This window comes from Sedimenticola selenatireducens (assembly GCF_963675335.2).
In the GTDB taxonomy this organism is placed as follows: domain Bacteria; phylum Pseudomonadota; class Gammaproteobacteria; order Chromatiales; family Chromatiaceae; genus Sedimenticola; species Sedimenticola selenatireducens.
In genome coordinates this window covers 888,348-910,702 of sequence record NZ_CAXXYC010000003.1, presented here as the reverse complement: position 1 = coordinate 910,702, position 22,355 = coordinate 888,348, and the positions used below count along the sequence as shown (strand labels likewise).

The window sequence follows — 22,355 nt, the reverse complement described above, 5'->3', positions numbered from 1 at the left end:
CTGGAACTGATTGCTATGCAAAAAAGACACGTTCAACTGCTGATAGTTATGCTCTTGTTTTCACTCATGAGCCTCTCCGCCTTTGCAAACAGCGACGCGGGACAGGATCAAAGCCAGCCCTCCGCGGCGAGCGATACGGATAAAACCGGGGCATGGGATAAAACCCGTGAGGTGGGATCGAGTACGGTTCAGAGCGGTCAGGAATTTGGCTCAACGGTCGCGCAGAAGTCGAAAGAGGTTTATCAGACCGTCAAGGAGAAAGGAAGCGCGGCCGGCGAGGTAATTGCCGACACATCACGCAACGCCTGGAAAAAGACCAAACAGACCGGGGCACTGGTAGCTGAGAAGGCAAGCGAATTCGGCTCCAGTATTGCGGAGAAGTCAAAATCCCTCTACCGCCAGGCCACCCAACCTGTTGAGTCGGCCCCCAGACAGGATATCTGAGACAAATTTTCCTCTATCAATCACCCCCTCACACGCGATGTTGCGCTAGTGATCCGGGCAACCCACGCGGTTGCCTGTACTTTTGCGGCGCACTGTGACAGCTTCCGGATCAGCAAACAATCCTCCCCCGGCGAAGCCCGGGATCGCCTAAATTTGATTAGTGGCATTTTTTTGCTGCAAGTCAATTATCTGGCGTAGATACCCCCGTAAACTGCCAATAATTGTGTCATTTGACACAGTATCCTGAACAACACTCACTGTACGGCCAATATATCCGCTATATATAACCGAGTTGAGTTAAATCCAGAGACCCAGACCAGCAATGAATTGGCACAACCTTTCTTATCCTTATCACCCGGTTTACCTATTCCGATGCTGGGTCTGAAGTCCAGATTGCTGCTCACTATCGGTACGGTATTTCTGATTGCATTTGGAGTTCTCACCTATATTGACTACCAGGACACCCGCAAGGAGATCGCCGAATCTCTGATCAACGAAGCCCGTTCCATCCGTGGCATGATGGCAGCCACCCGCCGGGTCTATCGTCACCAGTTTATGACCAGCGGATTACCTCTGAATGAGAACACTCTCGGCTTTCTGCCGGCGCACGCACTGAGCCGGATATCCAGGGAGTTTTCTAACTGGGTTACCACGGGTCTCTCATTCAACAACGTCTCCGACCGGCCGCGCAATCCGGACCTCAAAGCCGACAGGATAGAGATGGAGGCGATACAGCATTTCAGAGACAACCCCGGTCAACAGGAGCGAATGATCCCGTTTACGACCCCCGAGGGAAAATCCTTCTATCACTTCTCGAGTCCCATCTGGATCACCAAGGACTGCCTGAAATGCCACGGCAAACCCGAAGACGCGCCACCCGGCATTCGTGAGATGTACGAAGCATCCTATCATTACCAATTGGGTGATCTGAAAGGAATTTTCAGCATCAAACTCCCGGCCGAGGAACTGGAAAGACGCGCTATCAATCAGGTCTGGAACTCCAGCCTGAATTATCTGTTCGGCTTTTTCTGTACCTTTCTGGCGGTCTTTCTGTTGATCAGGCACACGGTATTGAACCGTATCACGGCCCTCACCTCGGCAACCCGACAACTGGCGGCGGGAGACTATACAACACGCGTACCCACAGCCGGAAGTGACGAAATCGCCCAGGTGGGGGCTGCCTTTAACTCCATGACGGAAGCGATTGCGGTCCGCACTCAGCACATGGAGCAGAGCGAACAGGCAGTGCGGGAAAAACAGCAGTTCCTGCAGACGGTCATTGATGGGGTGATCGATCCTATCATGGTGATACGCAAGGATTATCGGGTCATTATGATGAACAGGGCTGCCCGAAACTGCCTTCCTGACGACGCGCCCAGGGATAAGATATATCACTGCTATGAGGCCTCTCATCACCGGAACACACCCTGCTCCGGCAAAGACCACCCCTGCCCGCTCCAGCAGGTGATGGATCAGGCGGCACCGGTCACCCTGATACACGAACATCACTGTGTCGGCATGAAACCAAGAATGTACGAACTGGATGCATCTCCCTTCTGGGAGAGCGACGGCACCCTGATCGGTATAATCGAAACTTCCAAAGACATTACTGATCAGTTGGCCACGGAACAGCAGCTTCGTGAAAACGAGGCGAGACTGAGCCACCTGGCACAACATGACGCCTTGACCGGTCTGCCAAACCGGCTGCTATTCCATGACCGACTGGAACACGCCATGCACAAGGCACACCGGACCGGACATCCGGTAGCGGTTCTGTTCCTGGACCTGGATCGGTTTAAAAACATCAATGACGGTCTGGGTCATGATGTCGGCGACGGCATGCTCAAGACGGTCTCCACACGCCTGCAGCGAGCCATGCGGGAAGATGACACAGTGGCTCGCCTGGGCGGCGACGAGTTTGTCATTATCCTGGAAGAACTACCCGATCCGGGCAGCGCAGCCGCTGTTGCGTCAAAATGTCTTACCACCCTGTCGCGGCGGATGGTGATCAATGGAATAGAGATTTTTCCCACTGTCAGTATAGGCATCAGCCTTTTTCCGGATGATGCCACCACGGTGGACGGGCTGATGAAATGCGCCGACACCGCCATGTATCGGGCCAAGGATGCCGGCCGCAACAGCTTCCAGTTCTATACCCGGGACATGAACGACCGGACAGTCAAGATGCTGCTGCTTGAGGGCAGTCTGCGTCACGCCATATCGAAAAATCAACTCTGCCTGTTCTACCAACCGAAATTTGATCTGACTAACGACCTGCTGGTCGGCATGGAAGCCCTGATCCGCTGGAACCACCCTGAAAAAGGCTTGATCCCGCCCTCCGATTTTATCCCCCTGGCGGAGGATACCGGCATGATCATCCCCATCGGCGAATGGGTGATACAGGAGGCCTGCCGGCAAATCAAGGCGTGGCAGACACTGGCAATCGACCATCTGCACGTAGCGGTCAACATATCGGCACGCCATTTCAATCCGATGATTATTGAGACCATTATCAAGGCACTCAATAAAAATCAGCTTGAGCCCCGGTTTCTCGAACTGGAGATCACGGAAAGCGTATTGATGGACAATGCAGATTCAGCCATTGAGATTCTTACACGACTGCGAGAAATGGGGATATCGCTATCCATTGACGATTTCGGTACCGGTTACTCCTCCCTCAGTTATCTCAAGCGCTTTCCCATCGCCAGTCTGAAGATTGACCGATCGTTCGTCATGGACATGACCGACGACAGCAATGATGCGGCTATCGTTTCATCCATTGTCGCCTTGGCCAGAAACATGGATCTTCAGGTAACGGCGGAGGGCATCGAGACCTCCCGGCAGCTGGAGCTGATCAAACACCTGGGCTGCGATCATGGCCAGGGTTATCTCCTGGGACGACCGATGCCAGCCGAGGAATTCGAACAGCGTTATCTGCTCCCCCTACATACTTAAGTGAAGGCTCAAACCCGCAAAAGTGCGCCCGTGCCGGGCGCATAAAAAAAGCCCCTGGGTGATCCAGGGGCTTTGCAGTTTCCACCCGAGAAGGTGGGATCAGGCGACGAATTCCACCCGATTGGCTACCGACTGGTAGGCCTCGATCTGATCAAAGTTCATGTAGCGGAAGATATCCGCAGACATGGCATCGATCTGATCCGCATAGACCATGTACTCCTCAACCGTCGGCAACTTGCCGATGATAGCTGCAACGGCCGCCAGTTCGGCGGATGAGAGGTAGACATTGGCCCCTGTACCGAGACGGTTGGGGAAGTTGCGGGTCGAGGTAGAGACTACAGTCGCGTTGTCTTTCACCCGTGCCTGGTTACCCATGCAGAGTGAGCAGCCCGGCATCTCCATGCGTGCTCCCGCCTTACCGAAGGTGGCGTAATAGCCCTCTTCGTTCAGCACATAGGCGTCCATTTTGGTTGGTGGTGCCATCCACAGACGGGTCGGTATGTCATGCTTGCCTTCCAGCAGTTTACCCGCCGCCCGGAAATGACCGATATTGGTCATACAGGAACCGATGAACACTTCGTCGATTTTCTGACCAGCCACTTCGGAGAGTTGCTTGACGTCGTCCGGATCGTTCGGACAGGCCAGGATCGGCTCTTTCACGTCCGCCAGATCGATCTCGATCACCGCCGCATATTCGGCATCGGCATCACCTTCCAGCAACTGCGGGTCCGCCAACCACTTCTCCATGCCTTCGATACGCCGTTGCAGGGTACGTGGATCCTGGTAGTCGTTGGCGATCATCCACTTTAACAGGGTGATGTTGGATTGCAGGTACTCGATGATCGGCGCCTTATCCAGTTTGATGGTACAACCGGCCGCCGAACGCTCTGCCGAGGCATCGGAGAGTTCAAACGCCTGCTCCACCTTCAAGTCCGGCAGACCCTCGATCTCCAGCACGCGACCGGAGAAGATGTTCTTCTTGCCCGCCTTGGCGACGGTCAACAGGCCCTGTTTGATGGCATAGTAGGGAATGGCATTGACCAGATCACGCAGGGTGATGCCCGGCTGCATTTTTCCCTTGAAGCGCACCAGCACCGACTCCGGCATATCCAGTGGCATCACACCGGTGGCGGCGGCGAAGGCGACCAGACCAGAACCAGCCGGGAACGAGAGACCGATCGGGAAGCGGGTGTGGGAATCACCGCCGGTACCCAGGGTATCGGGCAACAGCATGCGGTTCAGCCAGGAGTGAATAATGCCGTCACCCGGACGCAGGGCCACACCGCCACGGGAGGAAATGAAATCAGGCAGGGTGTGATGGGTGGTGATATCCACCGGTTTCGGGTAGGCCGCGGTGTGGCAGAAAGACTGCATCACCAGATCGGCGGAGAAACCGAGGCAGGCCAGATCCTTCAGCTCGTCACGGGTCATGGGACCGGTGGTATCCTGGGAACCGACCGTGGTCATCCTTGGCTCGCAGTAGGCGCCTGGGCGGACACCCTCGACACCGCAGGCACGGCCGACCATCTTCTGCGCAAGGGAGTAACCCTTGGTGCTGTCAGCCGCCGGGGCCGGTGATTTGAACAGGGTGGATGGATCCAGACCCAGCGCCTCACGGGCCCGGGCGGTGAGGCCGCGACCGATAATCAATGGGATACGTCCGCCAGCACGCACCTCATCCAGCAATACATCGGTTTTCAACTCGAAGCGACACAGCTCTTCGCCACTCTCATGGTTTTTGACCACTCCCTCGTAGGGGTAGACGTCAATGACATCCCCCATGTTCAGGTTGGAGACATCACATTCGAACGGCAGTGCGCCGGCATCCTCCATGGTATTGAAGAAGATCGGCGCGATCTTGCCGCCGAGGCAGAAGCCGCCAGCACGCTTGTTGGGGATGAAGGGAATATCATCGCCCATGTGCCACAACACTGAGTTGGTAGCCGATTTACGCGACGAGCCGGTACCTACTACATCACCGACATAAGCCACCGGATGGCCCTTCTGTTTCAGCTCTTCAATGAACTTGATCGGCCCAATGACTCCCGGCTGATCCGGAGTGATGCCCTCACGCTCCATCTTCAACATAGCATTGGCGTGCAACGGGATATCCGGGCGGGACCAGGCGTCCGGCGCCGGAGAGAGGTCATCGGTATTGGTCTCGCCGGTGACCTTGAACACGGTCAATGTGATCTTTTCGGCCAGTTCCGGCTTCTGGGTAAACCACTCTCCCTCAGCCCAGGACTGCAGAATAGCCTTGGCGTGGTCATTGCCGGCATCGGCCTTCTCCTTGACGTCATTAAAGGCATCAAACACCAACAAGGTGTGGGAGAGCGCCTTGACCGCGGTCGGTGCCAGCGCTTCATCATCCAGCGCCTCCACCAGCGGAGCGATATTGTAACCACCCAGCATGGTACCGAGCAGTTCGGTCGCCTTAACGCGGTCAATCAGGGGACAGTTACAACTTCCCTTGGCCACATCCGCCAGGAAGGCGGCCTTCACATAAGCAGACTGGTCCACTCCGGCAGGTACACGGTGGATTATCAGGTCCAACAGATAGGCTTCTTCACCAGCAGGAGGATTCTTCAGCAGTTCAACCAGCTGAGCGGTTTGCTCCGGATTGAGCGGTAGCGGGGGGATGCCCTCCGCGGCACGCTCTTCTACGTGTTTGCGATAGCTTTCTAACACCGAGTGATCCTCCTGGGTTGGCGCCTGGATCAGGCTCTGTTTCATCTAAATTTTCAAGGAATTAGCGTTCGTCATTTCAGGGACGATGCCTATTTATAACTCAAAACCGGGAAAAATTCTGCACTGCAGCAGAAATATTTCTCAAAAAAGATCCTGCATATTAGGACAACCGTCTGTTTTATCTTGGAGCAGATGTCGGCGATATTACCCCATCATGCCGGCATTAGCGAGCAGGCCGACCGCGTGCTGTTGGGCAGAACTTAACCTTTGGTCACTACCGGGAATCGAATGGTATAATCCGCTGCTTTACCAGTCTTGGCTTTGAATAAACTAACGCAGGCGCGCAGAAATCCCATGGAACTCTCTACTTTAACCGCAATATCCCCGGTTGACGGTCGCTATGGCAGCAAAACCGTTGATCTTCGTCCTATTTTCAGCGAGTACGGACTGATCCGTGCCCGGGTGCAGGTCGAGGTCAGGTGGCTTCAGGCTCTGGCCGCCAATCCTCAGATCACGGAAGTGCCCCCACTCAGCGAGGAGGCCGAGACGGCACTGAACAGTATTCTGGACAACTTCAGTACCGCGGATGCCGGCCTGGTCAAGGAGATCGAGCGCGAAACCAATCATGACGTGAAGGCGGTTGAATATTTCCTAAAGCGCAAAATTGCCGGCAACAGCGAACTGGAGGCGGTTAGCGAGTTTATACATTTCGCCTGCACTTCCGAAGACATCAACAATCTCTCCCATGCCCTAATGCTGCAACAGGGGCGCGAACAGCAACTGCTGCCGGAAATGGACCAGCTGATCGAGGCCATCCGCAAGCTCGCTCACGCACACGCCGAAATACCCATGCTCTCCCGCACCCACGGCCAGCCCGCCTCCCCCACGACCCTGGGCAAGGAGATGGCCAATGTGGTCTACCGGCTTCAGCGTCAGCGGGACCAGGTAACCAAGGTCCCGCTGCTGGGCAAGATCAACGGTGCGGTGGGCAACTACAACGCCCATATATCAGCCTACCCGGACATCGACTGGGAGCAGTTCGCACAACGCTTCGTTGAATCCCTGGGTCTGGTCTGGAACCCCTACACCACCCAGATTGAACCCCACGACTACATGGCGGAACTGTTTGACGCCACGGCCCGCTTTAACACCATCGTTATCGATTTTTCCCGGGATATCTGGGGCTATATCTCGCTCGGCTATTTCAAACAGCGCACCATTGCCGGCGAGGTAGGCTCATCCACCATGCCGCACAAGGTCAACCCGATCGACTTCGAGAATGGCGAAGGCAACCTGGGCATTGCCAATGCCCTGTTCAGTCACCTGGCGATGAAACTGCCGATCTCCCGCTGGCAACGCGACCTGACCGACTCCACCGTGTTACGCAATGTGGGTGTCGGCTTCGCCTACACCTCGATAGCCCTGCAGTCCATTCTGAAAGGCATCGGCAAACTGGAAGCGAATGCGGCGATACTGGCCAATGACCTGGATGGCAATTGGGAAGTGCTGGCAGAACCGATCCAGACCGTGATGCGCCGCTACGGTATCGAGAAGCCTTATGAAAAACTGAAGGCATTGACCCGGGGACAGCGCATTGGCGCCGATGAAATGCGCACATTCGTGGATGGACTGGACATACCCGAAGCGGCCAAAAAGGCATTAAGGGAAATGACACCCGGCAGTTATATCGGCAACGCCATCGAGCAGGCAAAAAAAATCTGACTATCTGCACTGCCTAGCCGAATGCCGGTAGCCCTTCAACTTCGCAGTATTGCGGATCGTCACCACTGGTGGTGGTTTAATCGCGGCTGAAGCCGCTCCTACAGCAGCGTAACTTTAGTAGGAGCGGCTTCAGCCGCGAAACATTACTCATAACGAGAAAACCGGGGCTGATTCAGCCCCGGTTTATTATCAGAACCTGGCCTTTTCAGGCCGTGCCCGGATTACTTCATCATCACATTGAACTCCACCCGACGGTTCATTGCCCGTCCCGCCTTGGTGTCGTTACCAAAGGCCGGTTGAGACTCACCGGCGCCACGCGCCTGAAGCTTGCTGGCATCTGCGCCCTGGCTGATCAGGTAATCACGTACCGAATTGGCACGACGCTCGGACAGGCCCTGGTTATAGGCATCAGATCCCGAGCTGTCGGTATGACCGGTAATGGTAACGGACTTGACAGCATCGTTGCCTTTGAATTTGGCATAGCTGTTATCCAACACATCGGTGGAACCTTCCTTCAGTTCTGCACTATCAAAGTCAAACAGCAGAATGTTGTCGATCACCACCTTCTCCGTCTTGGCCATCGGTTTCATCATGATCTCACAACCATCTTTATCAACCTTAGCGCCCGCTTTGGTGCCCGGACATTTATCCAGATAGTCCGGCACTCCATCGCCATCGGAGTCGAGCGGACAGCCTTTGGCATCCACCGGTGCTCCCCGTGGGGTATCGGGGCACATATCCTTGTCGTCGGTCACGCCATCGCCGTCTGTGTCAACCAGGATAACGTCACCACAAGCCTCAATTTTCTCCTGCAAACCACCTGCGGTTATCCAGCACTCATTTGCACTGTTTTTGACAACGCCCTTGGATGCATCGATCGCATAGCGATTATGGTTATCAGCCAGCCCTGCTGTAGATATCGCCATGCCGCTGATCAAACCCAAGGGGGCCAGCATTGCGATAATTTTTTTGTGTTTGAATTGTGCCATCTTTTCCTCTCTATTATTAACTATGGCGCCTGATGCCCAGACGTCTTCTGCCTTGAAGTTTTGAATTGAACACATGAAGTATGCAGTTACTTCAACCTTGTCCTTTATCGGTTGCGTGTAAGAAGCTTGTCACAGCATCCGTGGAATATCCAGAGTACGAAACAATTTATTACAATTGATAATTTTCTTAATAAAAGCAGGGATATCTACTATTTACAGTTCATCTATACAGATACCCGTGACCCATAACATGCCCCACATATCCATGCTGGGTAAGGCTTTTATAAAGTCCAGTATAGTTGCTTCGGCTGAAATGTCCGGATAAACATACTCCACGGTGCCATAACTAGCCACAGCACTTCTTAAACTTTTTTCCGCTACCGCAAGGACAGGGATCATTTCTGCCGATCTTTGGCGACTCATTGATTTTGGTTTCAGGCAGTACCAATTCGCCATCAACAAAATACCACTCACCATCCACCTTGCTGAAGTTACTGCGCTCGTGGTGATAGCGGATTACCCCTTTTTCTTTAAATCTGGCGATAAACTCCACGACACCTTCGGTGTCCGGTTCCCCACCCCGCTCACTCTCCACAATCTGCAATCCAAGCCACTCGGAATTTTCAGCCCAGCGTCTGGTGGCTTCCACGTCATGATCATCACGATGATCCGGATGCAGACTGCTGCTGAGAAAATCAACTCTCCCCAATGCAAAAGCACAGTAACGTGCTCGCATCAGGTTCTCGGCCGTGACCGCCTTGCGTTCACCATTGATTACGGGACTGCAACAGTCAGCTGCAAGTTTGTTGGAACCACAAAGGCAAAGCGACATCTGAAAAAATCTCCTAATTCATGGACCATTGAATCGTTTAAGTATGCAGTTATCCGGGCTGCGATACCAGATGCGATTAACAGTGTGTGTTTTCCCATCCTGCCACTTATCGGTTATATTGGGGCCCGTGGGTTCCATGTCAACTTGTCGCAATTGGTCGGCATTTTTCCATGGATAGAATAAATGGCTGACCAGTCAGTTGTTTTGGACAATCAAGAATGAAAAGAACCTACTCTCCTTATATCCTCGGTACGGTGATCCTTATTATCTCGATAGGCATTACGCTGCTGATCGCGATCAATCAAACCAGAAAGCATGAACAGGAGAGTAGAAACCAAACCCTTACCTATCTCAGTACCGTACGCGCCCGGCTGGAAGGCACCTTTAACTCCACTATTTACCTGAACCGCGCCCTGTCGGTAATCATCACCGCGGAAAACGGCATCAGCCAAACGAAATTCAACCTGATCGCTCGCGAACTCATGAACAGCAATCCCTATGTCCGAAATGTGGCTGTAGCGGAGGGGTATGTAATCAAACTCATGTATCCGTTAACTGGAAATGAGAAGGCAGTCGGCCTGGACTATCGAAAAATTCCAGCCCAGTGGAAGGCTGTGAAACGGGCCATCGAAACGCGACAGACCGTCGTGGCCGGTCCCGTCGACCTGGTTCAGGGTGGCAAGGCCTTTATCAACCGGACACCGATATTCAAATCGAGCTTCTCTGCCGAACCAGACTCGGGTGACTACTGGGGCATTACCAGCATGGTGATCGACATGAATGCGGTGTTCGAGTCCGCGGGATTGCCCGATACCGGCTCAAAATACCAGGTCACCATCCGCGGAAAGGATGGACTAGGCGCCGATGGTGCGGTGCTTTTTGGTGACCCCGCGTTATTTGAACAGCGCCCGGAACTGTTGGATGTCACCTTTCCCAACGGTTCCTGGCAACTTGCCGCCATCCCGAAGGGAAACAGCGACATCCTCAGTGAGGATCTCCTGTGGATCATGGTTACCGGTATCATCATATCCCTGCTACTGGCCATCCTGACCACCGTCATCTACAGCAATAATCTTCGTATCAAGCATATCGCGCTGCATGACCAGTTAACCAAATTACCCAATCGACTGCAGTTCAATGAACGGGTTACCCAGGCACTGGCCCATGCCCAACGTAATCAGGGTCAGGTGGCCATTGCCGTTCTGGACCTGAATAAATTCAAACCGGTCAACGACACATACGGCCACCTTGCCGGGGACTATGTATTGGAACAGGTGGCTAACCGAATCCGCAGTACACTGCGTCAGGAGGATGTTGTCGCCAGGACCGGTGGTGACGAGTTCACACTGCTGTTGGTTGAAATCAATTCCATGAAAAATATCAGCGTAATCGCAAGAAAGCTGACCGAGCGTCTGCTGGAGCCCTTTATCTGGAAAGGACGACAGATGAATGTCGGCGTCAGTATCGGGATTGCACTCTACCCCACTCACGGTGAAAATCTTACCGAGCTGTTCCACCATGCAGACATTGCCATGTATCACGCCAAGCATGATCCGGAAACACACTGGGTGCTTGCATCGCCGCCGTCAAACCAGCCTATTGGAGAGCAAGCCACTCTTCCGATCTGAACGTCTTTGCCGGCATCCCGCGGTGGCTGTTTTATAAGCCCAACTCCTTCCAACGCTTTGCTATTCGCTTTATGGAAACCGGATAAGCCGTTTTCAGTTCCTGGGCAAACAGGGAAACACGCAACTCCTCCAGTGACCAGCGGATCTCTTCCAGCCGCTCATCCACTGTGCCGCTCTTACGCTCCCGCTGATCGCGTTCCAACCACATCTGATACAGTGTCTGCATCTCCCGCAGCAGTTGCTGATCACGTGCGGCGGCGTGGTTGAGCTTGTCCAACCGGCGTTGCAAGGCCTCCAGGTAGCGAGGTATCTGGCGTAACTGTTGTATCGGAGTCAGCCTGAAAAAACCCTTGAATACCAGACGGTCCAGTTGTTGGCGCATATCGGCCAGGGAGGACATCCAGTTGATCTGGGTACAGGCGGCCAGCTTTTTTGCGACCTGTTGATACTGTTCGAGAATTTCACCCGCAAGCTGGATCACCGTGTTGGCTGTCGGTACCAGTTGCGGTTTACATAGATTGATACGCGCATTAAACGACTCGGCATCCCTGATCTCCGGCTGATCGGCAACGAATGTCAAATCCACAATAAGCGTTACCAACTCCTGTTCCAGATCGACCGCGTCGGCCTGATCCTGATCTGACAGCACCGGTGCCTTGGCATACTGCAGCCGCATCTTCTGCAGCTGCGGGATATTGCGCCGAATGTAGCGAATATCCTTGGCCAGCCGGAGCATCACCAGTCGTCCCACGCCAGCGCGGTGGGCGTCCCTGGCATGCTGTTCGGAATCCACTACGCGCACGGCCAGCCCCTGTTCCGTCTCCACCAGTGCGGGGAAACCGGGCAGTCTGATCCCGGCGCGTTGCAGCATGACTGATTTCGGCAGCGGAGCGAAGTCCCAGTCGGTCACCTCTTCACGTTCCAGGCCGGTTTCCGTGGAGGAGTGGAAGCGTGACTCACCCTGACTGGCGTGCTGCTTTTTCAGCGCCTGCAGATCACGCCCTTCCGCTATCGGGCGACCTGCTTCATCCAGCACCTGAAAGTTCATTCGCAGGTGCTTTTCGACCGCCGCCTCCTGCCAGGCATCCTCGGGGATATAGACTCCGGTCATCTTATGCAACTGTTCCGACAACTGACGGATCAACGGCTTGTCCGACGGGGTCATCACCTTAAGACAGGCATCTGCATAATCCGGAACCGGCACGAATGATTTACGCAACGCCTTCGGCAAGGATTTCAACAGGGCGATTATCCGCTCGCGCAACAGCCCGGGGACCAGCCAGTCGGTGCGTGCTTCAGGGACCTGATTAAGTACCGCCTGTGGAATCTTCAACTTAACGCCGTCAGTCGGGTCGCCCGGGTTGAAGTGATACTCCAGGGATAGCCGCAGACCATCCATCTCCAGGGTATCGGGGTACTGATCCGCCACATCGCCGGCCGCATTGGCCATCAGGTCATCCGTTCGCATATGCAACAGCTTGGGCTTCTCCCGAGTTTCCTGACGCAACCATTTTTCAAACTGAACGGCACTGTAGATACCGACCGGTATCCGTTGGTCGTAATAGTCATACAGGGTCTGCTCATCCACCAGCAGATCACGTCTTCGGGTCTTCTCCTCCAGCAGATGAATCGAGTCGATCACCTGTCGGTTGTGGCGCCAGAACGGGGCCCGGGTATGAAAATCCTGATCCACCAGGGCCGAACGGATGAAAATCTCCCGCGCCTCGACCGGATTGATCGGGCCATAATTGACCTTGCGTCGGGGGATAATAGGCAGGCCAAACAGGGTGATACGGGTATAGGCGGCCACCTGTCCGCGCTTCTTTTCCCAGTGGGGTTCGGAATACTCCTGCTTGACCAGGTGCCCGGCGACCGCTTCCACCCACTCCGGCTGAATTTCGGCAACCGTTCTTGCATAGAGTTTACTGGTCTCAACCAGTTCGGCCGCCACTAGCCATTTGGGCTGTTTTTTAAACAGGGCTGAACCGGGAAAGACGAAAAAATGGCTGTTTCTGGCCCCCAGGTATTCCCGGCTGTTACCTGCCTGGCGCATGCCGATATTACTCAACAGACCGCTCAACAGTGATTTGTGTATCGCCTCATAATCCGCCGCTTTTTCATTTTCCCGATAGCCCATTTCATGCAGTTGCCCACGCAACTGATGATGGATATCGCGCCACTCCTGCACCCGGTTCCAGGAGAGAAACCGGCCCCGGCAATGGGCCTGGAACTTGCGCCGGGAGAGATGGTGCTGAATCTCCTCAAGATGTCGCCAGAGATTGAGGGTACCGAGAAAATCCGACTCTTCATGGCGGAATTCCCGATGTGCCTCATCCGCTGCCTGCTGCTTGTCCATCGGACGTTCCCGCGGATCCTGCACGCTGAGCGCAGAAGCAATTACCAGCAGTTCACTCAGACACTGATTTTCCGTAGCGGCCAGCAGCATGCGCCCCACCCGGGGATCGACCGGCAGACGGGACAATGCCCTGCCGATCGGCGTTATCCGCCTATCCGCATCCATCGCCCCGATCTCCTCCAACACCCGGTAGCCATCCCTGATCAACCGGTTGTCGGGCTTATCGACGAAGGGAAACTGTTCGATATTGCCGAAGCCAAGCAGTTTCATCTGCAGGATTACCGAGGCCAGGTTGGTGCGCTGAATCTCCGGCTCGGTAAATTCCGCACGGGCAGCAAAGTCCTCCTCGTCATAGAGCCGGATACAGATACCGGCAGCGACCCGGCCGCAGCGTCCCTTGCGCTGGTCGGCACTGGCCCGTGCGATGCGCTCCACCGGCAAGCGCTGCACCTTGCTGCGGTGGCTGTAGCGGCTGATGCGGGCATAACCCGCGTCGATGACATAGCGAATGCCGGGGACGGTGAGCGAAGTTTCCGCGACATTGGTGGCGAGAATAATGCGCCGTTTACCTCCACTCCTGAACACCCGTGCCTGCTCGGCAGGTCCAAGCCGGGCATACAGTGGCAGCACCTCGGTCAGGGGCAGTTTGTGTTTGCGCAGATTTTCCGCAGTCTCGCGGATTTCACGCTCGCCGCTGAGAAACACCAGGATATCCCCCCGGTCGATACGCGACAGTTCATCCACCGCTGACAGGATTGCCTGCTGTACGGCATCGTCCCGTTCACCGCCGCTCTCCTCCTGGGGTGGTCGATAGCGCACTTCCACCGGGAAGGTGCGGCCGCTGACGTTAATGATAGGGGCATTCCAGAAATGTTTGGAAAAGCGCTCGGGGTCAATGGTCGCCGAGGTAATAATCAGCTTCAGATCACGCCGTTTCGGCAGCAGCTCTTTCAGATAACCCAGAAGAAAATCGATATTCAGGCTGCGCTCATGGGCCTCATCGATAATCAGGGTGTCATACTCATTCAGATAGCGGTCCTGCTGGATCTCCGCCAGCAACATGCCATCAGTCATCAGCTTGATGTGGCTATTGGGGCCCACCCGGTCATGGAACCGCACCTTGTAGCCGACCGAATCCCCCAGTTCCCTGCCCAGTTCCTCGGAGATGCGGGCGGCAAGCGCACGGGCCGCGATACGCCGTGGCTGGGTGTGGCCGATCCGCCCGAATATCCCGCGCCCCAGGCCCAGGCAGATCTTCGGCAACTGGGTGGATTTCCCTGAACCGGTTTCTCCACACAGAATGATTACCTGGTTTTGCGCGATCAGGTCGGCAATCTCCACCTGTCGTTCACTAATCGGCAGGTCCGCCGGAAAGCGGGGTTCAGGCCGAAGCTGTCGCCGCTGCTCCACCGCCTTCCGGGACTGTTCAAGCCTTGGCCACAGGTGCGCCAGATCGGAATCCAGGGTTTTTCCTTCACGCTGCTTCCTGTGCAAGGTTCTGATTCGCTTGCGCAATGGATGGCGATCCTGAATCAGGCAGCTATCCAGTAATTCAAGCGCGGGGATTGTCGACTCAACCTTCACAACAGCAGTCCGTTTAGCAGAAGAGCGGCTATTTTACAGATTTGTACTGATTGAACACACATCCCCCATACAGGATCCGTCCTGCCCGGAGATATTGATCCAGATCATTTTTTGGGTGAAATGTAGGGAAATACCTAAAGAAACGATCCGGCAAGTCGCAATAAAGAGAGGAAAAATCATCGAATCAACCTTCTCATTATCGAGACAGTGACTGACACAATCCGACATACCCGGGGATCTGTAAATGAAACAAGCCAGTAAAGCCTCTGCCAGTGGTCTCTCCATCAGCACCAAGATTGACCTTGCCCTGATTGTGCTGTTTCTGCTGATCCTGGTGGTCTCCGCCCTTTACCAGTTTAACAGTCAGCGTAACCTGGTGGAGCATCTGGTCATGGACCAGACCGAAACCCTGGCTGATTCCTACTTCGACAACGTCAACACCCTGATGCTGACCGGCGGCATGGCCAACAAGGAGATCTCCCGAAAGAAGGTGACTGCACGCGAAGAGGTGCTGGATGCCCGCATTATACGCGGCGAGGGGATCATCAAGGTTTTCGGTGCCGGCACCGAACAGAACACCATCAAGGATGAACTGGATAAACGTGCCCTGGCAGGTGAAAAAATCGACTCCCTTTATAAAGACGAGAGCGGACGCGTGCTGACCGTCATCATGCCGATGCGTGCGCAAAAGGATTATCGTGGCACCAACTGCTTGCTCTGCCATCAGGTACCCGAAGGCGAAGTGCTGGGTGCCGTGCGGGTGGATTACTCGCTGAAGAATCTTGACAATACGGTACTAAAAGAACTGTGGATGAATATCGGACTCAACTCCGGACTTTTGATTGCCGGGCTTTTGATCATCAGTTTCATCCTGAAAAAACTGGTAGTTTCACGCTTGCGACGGGTCACCGATGTGGTTCGTGCCATCGAGCAGCAATCCGATCTCAGCCTGCGGGCCGAGGTTAAGTCCAATGACGAACTCAGCCGGCTGGCGCTTGCCATCAACCTGATGATGGAAAAGTTCGGCTCCATCATCAATCAGGTCAATACCTCCACCCTGAAACTGGCCGAGGAGTCCGGGCACCTCACCGATATCACCACCCAGAGCATCGAAGGCGTACGGCGCCAGCAGTTGGAGAGTCAGCAGGTGGCCACGGCCATGACCGAGATGGAAGCTAACTCCAATGAAGTGGCCAGTAGTGCCGGCAACGCCTCCGAGGCGGCCAATCAGGCCGATGCGGAAGCGCTTGAAGGGGGCAATGTGGTGAACAACGCCATCGCCTGCATCAACACCCTGGCCGAAGATGTTAACCAGGCGTTCGATGTGATCCGGCAGCTGGAGTCGGACAGTGACGGCATCGGCAAGGTAGTGGAGGTGATTACCAATATTGCCGAACAGACCAACCTGCTGGCTCTGAATGCGGCTATCGAGGCAGCGCGAGCCGGTGAACAGGGTCGTGGATTTGCCGTGGTGGCCGACGAGGTTAGAACCCTGGCAACCCGCACACATAAGGCGACCCAGGAGATCCAGAGTATGATCGAGGGGCTGCAGCGCCAATCCCAGAATGCCGCCAACATGATGTCCCAGAGCCAGAAGCGGGTGGAAACCAGTGTCGCCGAGGCGGCCCATGCCGGTGATTCGCTGAACAAGATTACCCAGTCAATCAACACCATCAGCCAGATGAATGAGCATATCGCCACCGCTGCCCAGCAACAGAGCATGGTGGCCGGGGAGATCAGCCGGAATATCACTGCCATCAGTGATGTCACCGGACAGACGGCTGATCACTCGGAACAGATCGCCCAGACCAGCAAGCAGCTCTCGGGACTGGCATCAGAACTGAAACAGGTGATGGGACAGTTCAAAGTGTAAGAACTGAACTGCGCCAGGCCTGAGGAAGATATCGGCATATCCTGCGCAACCCGCCCGGTTCTAGCCCGCCAGACTCTCCCGGGTAAGCAGAAAAAACTGCAGGACGCCCTCTTCCCCGTCCAGGGTCACTTCATGGCGATAGGCATCACCCAAACCGTCTGCGTAGGTGTGTGCCGCGGCAAGATTGGCCGCATAATGCTCACGCCGTTGTTCCACGGTAAAACATTGCTCGGGCTCAGCCGGATTTTCTAGCGCATCATCCAGTGAAAACTCGATCGCCGATTGGGCTTGCTCACGGTGAGTCCAGAGGCCGGTGGGGGAATCGAACCGATATAGTGGTAAAAAGCGATAGCCATAATCAGCCACAAACTCCACCGCCTCCAAGAGATAGGCCACCTCCGCCTCGTCAAACAGATAGTGAAAGCCGATCCGGCACCAACCAGGTTTAATGCCACAGTGCCCGTCGGCGATTACCGCCCTGAACTCCTCTGCCCGGGCATCATCGATACCCAACAGTTTGTGCCCATAGGGACCGGCACAGGAGCAGCCGGCCCGACTCTGGATGCCGAACAGATCATCCAGCAGCGTGGTGATGAAACGCGGATGATAGTAGCGTCCACCCGGTCCTTTGAGATTGAATGAGACGATACCGATGCGCCGCTCCGGATCCGGATTGCCCATGATCTCGATAGCGGGATGGCGGCCCCAGCGGTCGAGCGCCCGGCGAATATAGTCCGTCTCGCGCTGCTCGATCACCTCATGCCCCACCGCCTGTTTAATCTGAAACACCAGGGCTGCCTTGAGGGTTTGCAGTATCCCCGGTGTACCGGCATTCTCCCGGGTTTCGATATCCTTGATGAAGTCATGGCTCTCCGGTCCGACATAGTCGACCGTTCCACCACCCGCCACGCTGGGCGGCAATTCGGGATGGTAACAGTGGCGGTTGAACACCAGCACGCCGCTGGCACCGGGGCCACCGACAAACTTATGGGGTGAAATGAACACGGCATCCAGTGAAGCATCCCCGCCCATCTGATCAGGTTCCGGATTCATGTTGATCTCGACATAGGGTGCACTGGCCGCATAGTCAAAAAAAGCCAGGGCATCGGACTGATGTAACAGGGCGGCTATCTCATGCACCGGCGACTTCATGCCGGTCACATTGGAAGCCGCCGAGAAAGAGCCGATACGCAGCCGCCCCGTATAGTCCGGCAGTTTCAGCAACCTTTCCAGATCCGCCAGATCGATACCCCCGTCCTCACTCAACCGCACCTCCACCACGGTCGCCAGGCTCTCGCGCCAGGAAACCTCGTTGGAGTGGTGTTCGTAGGGCCCGACGAACACCACCGGCTGGTGCGCGCGGCAATAGTCGGCAAAGGCCCCAGCCTGGGCATTCCCGGCAAAGCCCTGCAACAGGGACATCATGACTTGGCGGCTCGCCGCAGGCAGTTTTACACCCACCAGTTGTTGCATGCGATCAATGGCACCCGTGGCGCCGGTGCCGCAGGCGATGATGCGCCCATCCGGCCCGGCATTAAGCGCCCGTTTGATCACCTGCTCGGCCTGATGCAGCAGTTGGGTGGTGGTGCGACCACTGGTATCGTCCTCCGTATGGCTGTTGGCATACAGCCGCAAAATCCGCTGCAGATAATCCTCGACAAACCGCACTCCCCGGCCCGACGCGGTATAGTCCGCATAGACCATCAGCCGCTCGCCGAAAGGGGTCTGCAGGAGCGTATCCACACCAATAATCTGACTGCGTAAATAGTCTGGTTCCAGCCGTTTCATTCCCATTTCACCCATAACCGTTTTATCTGTACCTATCCTACACTCCTGTGTAGGGCAGTTGTTGCTCTATTAGTTATTTTCCAACCGCCCTGTTCCATTTTGTCGGAACCTGGGTGGTCACTGTCTATACTTCACAGAAGATCGTCAAATTGTTCAGACTGCATCGGGGGTGGGGAAAATGAATATCCAGGACCAGCTTCAGGCAACCATCGATCTGTTGGTACAGAAAGGCAAAGGCATTCTTGCGGCCGATGAGAGTAGCCCGACCATAGCCAAACGTTTTGATGCTATCGGGGTTGAATCCACCGAGGAGCAGCGCCGCCGATACCGAAGCCTGATCCTGGAGACAGCCAATCTGGGTGATTATATCAGTGGCATCATCCTGTTCGAGGAGACCCTGGAACAACGCGCGGATGACGGCACACTGCTGCCGGAGCTGGCCACACGACAAGGCGTGGTGCCAGGCATCAAGGTCGACAAGGGCAAGGGACCGCTGGCCAATGCGCCAGGTGATGAGATCACCCAGGGTCTGGATGGCCTGGGTCAGCGACTGGAGGGCTATAAGGCACAGGGGGCACGTTTCGCCAAGTGGCGCAATGTCTATCATATTTCGGACAGCACACCGAGCCGACTGGCGATCGAGGCCAATGCCGAGATGCTGGCCCGCTATGCCGCCATCTGTCAGGCACAGGGCATCGTACCCATCGTCGAGCCGGAAGTATTAATGGATGGCGACCACGGCATCGCTCGCTGTGCGGAAGTGAGCGAGGCGGTGCTGCATGCCCTGTTTCACGCGCTGCACCGGCATCACGTGGTACTGGAACACGCGCTGCTGAAACCGAGCATGATCACGCCGGGAAAAAACCATGCACGCCAGGCAAAACCGGATGAGGTGGCCAGACAGACCGTGCGAATCCTGCGCCGCACCGTTCCGGCCGCCCTGCCCAGCATCAATTTTCTCTCCGGTGGTCAGACACCGGAGGAGGCCACTGCCAATCTCAACGCGATGAACTGCCTCACCCCGCAGCCCTGGGAGCTGAGCTTCTCCTACGGAAGGGCGCTGCAACAGCCTGCACTGCAGGCCTGGAAGGGTGATCCGGGTAATGTGGCGGCGGCCCAGGACGCACTGTACCGACGTGCCGCATTGAATGGCGCAGCGCGGCGCGGTGAGTATCAGTCAACGATGGAATCGGCAGGTGAATAAAGGAAGGGAGCATCCGGGACCGGAGTCAATCTGACGCCGGTCCCGCCACTACGTCAAATCCGGTGGTCAGTCGACCTTCAGGGTATTCAGCGCTTCCGCCCGCCTCTCCAGCTTTTCCAGAATCGCATCCAGTTGCGCCCTCTCCTGTCGGTTCAGAACTGCGATTAACTGCCGCTCCCGTTCCAGCGCGATCGGCACAATTTTTTCATACAACTGCAGACCTTTTCTGCTGAGCTTCAGCGAGGATTTTCGTTTATCCAGCTTGTCGAGCGTGCGCAACACCAACCCCTTATTGATCAGCTTGGTCAACGCCCGACTCATCTGCACCTTATCCAGATTGACATGGCTGCCGATTTCATTGGCGGATAGCGGCGGCCCATTACCCAGATTGGCAATGATGCGCCACTCCTGGGCCGAGATGTGAAACCGGCTTGAATAGATCGAGGCAATACTTTGTGAAATATTGTGCGTCAACACAGAGAACCGGTAGGGCAGAAAACTGGCAAGTTTCATGGTAATACCTCGACCCGTGCCGCCGCTTACCCCGGTATATGTCCGGTCAAGGTCTCTTTATACGCCATATCCTTGGCCAGGATATGGGTGATGAGCCAGTCCTTGAGAAAGTCATGCACGCTCTCGGCAATGTAGTAAGCGGAGGCGCCGCCACTGTTGTAAACCATTTCAATGGAGGTCAGCCACTCTTCAAACTGCCGATGCCCCTGTATATGAGCCTCAAGGTCCGCATAGCCGGCCGCTCGCATCATCGCCTCTTCATCCCTGAAGTGTTCCCTGACATAACGTCGCAACTCGGCAAATACGCTGACGATCAAGCCGCCGGTACGCCGCTCCTCTTCCAACTGGTTGATAACCCGGATCAGCACCTTGTGCTGTGCATCCAGCCGTGGCACGCCGACACTGTAACTCTCACTCCATTCCAATCTTGCCATAGTCAGTTCCTTGCTACTGCATAAACGAAGGTAACCAGAGCACCAGGGCTGGGAACAGGATCAGCAGCGTAATCCGCACGACATCGGCCAGCAGAAAAGGTATCACCCCCCGACTGACCGTGCCCAACTTCAAGCCAGGTGTTGTTGCCATAATCACGAACAGGTTCATCCCGACCGGCGGTGTGATAAGACCCACCTCCACCACGGATACCATGATGATACCGAACCAGATCGGATCGAAACCCAGTGACTGGATAAGCGGAAAGACAAATGGCAGGGTCAGCAGCAACATGGAGAGCGCATCCATCACACAGCCGAGCAGGATATAGAAAATGATCAGCATGAGCAGAATGGCAAACGGAGCCCAGCCCAACTCACCCACATAGCCGACCAGCCGATGCGGCAGGCCGGTGGTCTCGACAAAATAGTTAAACAGTGCCGTACCGATCAGTATCATAAAAATCATGCCGCTGGTGGTGGCGGTTTCACCGAGACCGTCGAGAAATACTTCCCGGTTCAGTTTTCGCTTCAGCGCGGCCAGCAGGAAGGCGCCAAAAGCACCGATGGCGGCGGCTTCTGTTGGAGAAAACCAACCCATATAGATACCGCCGATGACCACACTGAACAGCAGCAGAACCGGCCAGACGTTGATTAATGCCTGAATACGCCCGCGCATCCCCACCCGCTCGTCGGCAGGCCCGGCTGCGGGGTTGACCAGGGTCTGTCCCCAGACCGCCAGCATATAGAGCAGCGTGGCGACAATCCCCGGAATAATCGCTGCCGCAAACATCTGCCCTATGGACTGTTCTGTCAGCAGGGCATAGATCACCATAATGACGCTGGGAGGAATCAGCACGCCCAATGTGCCTCCCGCCGCAATACTTGCCGCAGCCAGGCCATCATGATAATTGCGCTTGCGCATCTCCGGCATGGCCACCTTGCTCATGGTGGCGGCCGTGGCCAAGCTGCTGCCGCAGATGGCCCCGAAAGCGGCGCAGGCACCGACCGTCGCCATGCCCAATCCACCACGGTAGTGTCCAATAAAGGCATGCACCGCTGCGTAGAGGCTTTTTGAGAGACCGGCTCGGGCGGCGAACACCCCCATCATGATGAACAGTGGAATCACCGATAGGCTGTAGGGAAAGACCGTTTCAAATGGAAGCGATCCCATGACAAAAATAACACTGTCAGGTCCATTGAGAATCAGACCACCAATCGCACCCACCGTCGCCATGGCAATGGCAATGGGCACACGCAATCCGATCAGCACAAACATCACCCCGAAGGCGACTAATCCAATGGCTGTTTCAGACATGGACAGTCACCGGGAAATAATCAGCAATAA

Annotated in this window: 14 protein-coding genes; 6 read left to right on the top strand and 8 right to left on the bottom strand. The window is 55.5% G+C overall.

Features of this window, described 5'->3' with window-relative positions:
- The first annotated feature begins 15 nt into the window (after positions 1-15).
- A complete protein-coding gene (locus tag ACHZBF_RS07870) occupies positions 16-444 on the top strand; it encodes a hypothetical protein (protein WP_321528130.1) in 429 nt (142 codons plus the stop codon).
- A 372-nt stretch (positions 445-816) separates the two neighbouring features.
- Positions 817-3,399 carry an EAL domain-containing protein gene (locus ACHZBF_RS07865; protein WP_321528129.1) on the top strand — a complete coding sequence of 861 codons (2,583 nt, stop codon included), beginning with the start codon at positions 817-819 and terminating at the stop codon, positions 3,397-3,399.
- Between the two features lie 99 nt (positions 3,400-3,498).
- On the opposite strand, the gene acnB is transcribed toward ACHZBF_RS07865, so the two are convergent.
- A complete protein-coding gene (acnB, locus tag ACHZBF_RS07860) occupies positions 3,499-6,087 on the bottom strand; it encodes a bifunctional aconitate hydratase 2/2-methylisocitrate dehydratase (protein WP_288106688.1) in 2,589 nt (862 codons plus the stop codon).
- A gap of 354 nt (positions 6,088-6,441) precedes the next feature.
- On the opposite strand from acnB, the gene purB reads away from it, so the two are divergent.
- On the top strand, positions 6,442-7,809 hold the full coding sequence (purB, locus tag ACHZBF_RS07855; protein WP_288106660.1) for an adenylosuccinate lyase: 1,368 nt from the start codon (positions 6,442-6,444) through the stop codon (positions 7,807-7,809).
- Between the two features lie 221 nt (positions 7,810-8,030).
- Here the strand turns inward: purB and ACHZBF_RS07850 are convergent, their stop codons facing one another.
- Together ACHZBF_RS07850 and ACHZBF_RS07845 are read right to left on the bottom strand one after the other, a co-directional pair.
- Positions 8,031-8,798 (bottom strand): OmpA family protein, encoded by a 768-nt coding sequence (locus ACHZBF_RS07850; protein ID WP_321528128.1) that lies wholly within the window; start codon positions 8,796-8,798, stop codon positions 8,031-8,033.
- Between the two features lie 346 nt (positions 8,799-9,144).
- Positions 9,145-9,630 (bottom strand): YchJ family protein, encoded by a 486-nt coding sequence (locus tag ACHZBF_RS07845; protein ID WP_029132404.1) that lies wholly within the window; start codon positions 9,628-9,630, stop codon positions 9,145-9,147.
- 218 nt (positions 9,631-9,848) lie between these two features.
- Here ACHZBF_RS07845 and ACHZBF_RS07840 point away from each other — a divergent pair, with 218 nt between their 5' ends.
- Positions 9,849-11,258 carry a diguanylate cyclase domain-containing protein gene (locus ACHZBF_RS07840; RefSeq protein ID WP_321528127.1) on the top strand — a complete coding sequence of 470 codons (1,410 nt, stop codon included), beginning with the start codon at positions 9,849-9,851 and terminating at the stop codon, positions 11,256-11,258.
- A gap of 31 nt (positions 11,259-11,289) precedes the next feature.
- Here the strand turns inward: ACHZBF_RS07840 and hrpA are convergent, their stop codons facing one another.
- The gene (gene hrpA / locus ACHZBF_RS07835) at positions 11,290-15,198 is read right to left on the bottom strand and encodes an ATP-dependent RNA helicase HrpA (protein WP_321528126.1); all 3,909 of its coding nucleotides are present in this window, start codon (positions 15,196-15,198) and stop codon (positions 11,290-11,292) included.
- A gap of 244 nt (positions 15,199-15,442) precedes the next feature.
- On the opposite strand from hrpA, the gene ACHZBF_RS07830 reads away from it, so the two are divergent.
- Positions 15,443-17,071, top strand: a complete 1,629-nt coding sequence (locus ACHZBF_RS07830) for a methyl-accepting chemotaxis protein (protein WP_029132402.1) — start codon at positions 15,443-15,445, stop codon at positions 17,069-17,071.
- 60 nt (positions 17,072-17,131) lie between these two features.
- Here the strand turns inward: ACHZBF_RS07830 and ACHZBF_RS07825 are convergent, their stop codons facing one another.
- Positions 17,132-18,859 (bottom strand): aminotransferase class V-fold PLP-dependent enzyme, encoded by a 1,728-nt coding sequence (locus ACHZBF_RS07825; protein WP_321528125.1) that lies wholly within the window; start codon positions 18,857-18,859, stop codon positions 17,132-17,134.
- A gap of 178 nt (positions 18,860-19,037) precedes the next feature.
- Between ACHZBF_RS07825 and ACHZBF_RS07820 the strand changes: the two genes are divergently transcribed.
- A complete protein-coding gene (locus ACHZBF_RS07820) occupies positions 19,038-20,063 on the top strand; it encodes a class I fructose-bisphosphate aldolase (protein ID WP_321528124.1) in 1,026 nt (341 codons plus the stop codon).
- A gap of 66 nt (positions 20,064-20,129) precedes the next feature.
- On the opposite strand, the gene ACHZBF_RS07815 is transcribed toward ACHZBF_RS07820, so the two are convergent.
- The 3 genes from ACHZBF_RS07815 to ACHZBF_RS07805 are packed head-to-tail and all read right to left on the bottom strand — an operon-like array spanning position 20,130 to position 22,325.
- Positions 20,130-20,576, bottom strand: coding sequence for a MarR family winged helix-turn-helix transcriptional regulator (locus ACHZBF_RS07815; protein WP_321528123.1), 447 nt, complete (start codon positions 20,574-20,576; stop codon positions 20,130-20,132).
- A gap of 26 nt (positions 20,577-20,602) precedes the next feature.
- Complete coding sequence (locus ACHZBF_RS07810; RefSeq protein WP_051301833.1) at positions 20,603-21,010, bottom strand: bacteriohemerythrin; 408 nt, start codon at positions 21,008-21,010, stop codon at positions 20,603-20,605.
- A gap of 13 nt (positions 21,011-21,023) precedes the next feature.
- Positions 21,024-22,325 carry a TRAP transporter large permease gene (locus ACHZBF_RS07805; protein WP_029132400.1) on the bottom strand — a complete coding sequence of 434 codons (1,302 nt, stop codon included), beginning with the start codon at positions 22,323-22,325 and terminating at the stop codon, positions 21,024-21,026.
- Positions 22,326-22,355 lie beyond the last annotated feature (30 nt).

Bases quoted from the DNA above. Each gene is read 5' to 3' on its own strand.
- ACHZBF_RS07850 (WP_321528128.1), bottom strand. From the start codon at position 8,798: ATGGCACAATTCAAACACAAAAAAATTATCGCAATGCTGGCCCCCTTG.
- ACHZBF_RS07810 (WP_051301833.1), bottom strand. From the start codon at position 21,010: ATGGCAAGATTGGAATGGAGTGAGAGTTACAGTGTCGGCGTGCCACGG.
- ACHZBF_RS07830 (WP_029132402.1), top strand. From the start codon at position 15,443: ATGAAACAAGCCAGTAAAGCCTCTGCCAGTGGTCTCTCCATCAGCACC.
- ACHZBF_RS07805 (WP_029132400.1), bottom strand. From the start codon at position 22,325: ATGTCTGAAACAGCCATTGGATTAGTCGCCTTCGGGGTGATGTTTGTG.
- ACHZBF_RS07840 (WP_321528127.1), top strand. From the start codon at position 9,849: ATGAAAAGAACCTACTCTCCTTATATCCTCGGTACGGTGATCCTTATT.
- ACHZBF_RS07870 (WP_321528130.1), top strand. From the start codon at position 16: ATGCAAAAAAGACACGTTCAACTGCTGATAGTTATGCTCTTGTTTTCA.
- ACHZBF_RS07845 (WP_029132404.1), bottom strand. From the start codon at position 9,630: ATGTCGCTTTGCCTTTGTGGTTCCAACAAACTTGCAGCTGACTGTTGC.
- ACHZBF_RS07815 (WP_321528123.1), bottom strand. From the start codon at position 20,576: ATGAAACTTGCCAGTTTTCTGCCCTACCGGTTCTCTGTGTTGACGCAC.
- ACHZBF_RS07825 (WP_321528125.1), bottom strand. From the start codon at position 18,859: ATGAAACGGCTGGAACCAGACTATTTACGCAGTCAGATTATTGGTGTG.
- purB (WP_288106660.1), top strand. From the start codon at position 6,442: ATGGAACTCTCTACTTTAACCGCAATATCCCCGGTTGACGGTCGCTAT.
- ACHZBF_RS07865 (WP_321528129.1), top strand. From the start codon at position 817: ATGCTGGGTCTGAAGTCCAGATTGCTGCTCACTATCGGTACGGTATTT.
- ACHZBF_RS07820 (WP_321528124.1), top strand. From the start codon at position 19,038: ATGAATATCCAGGACCAGCTTCAGGCAACCATCGATCTGTTGGTACAG.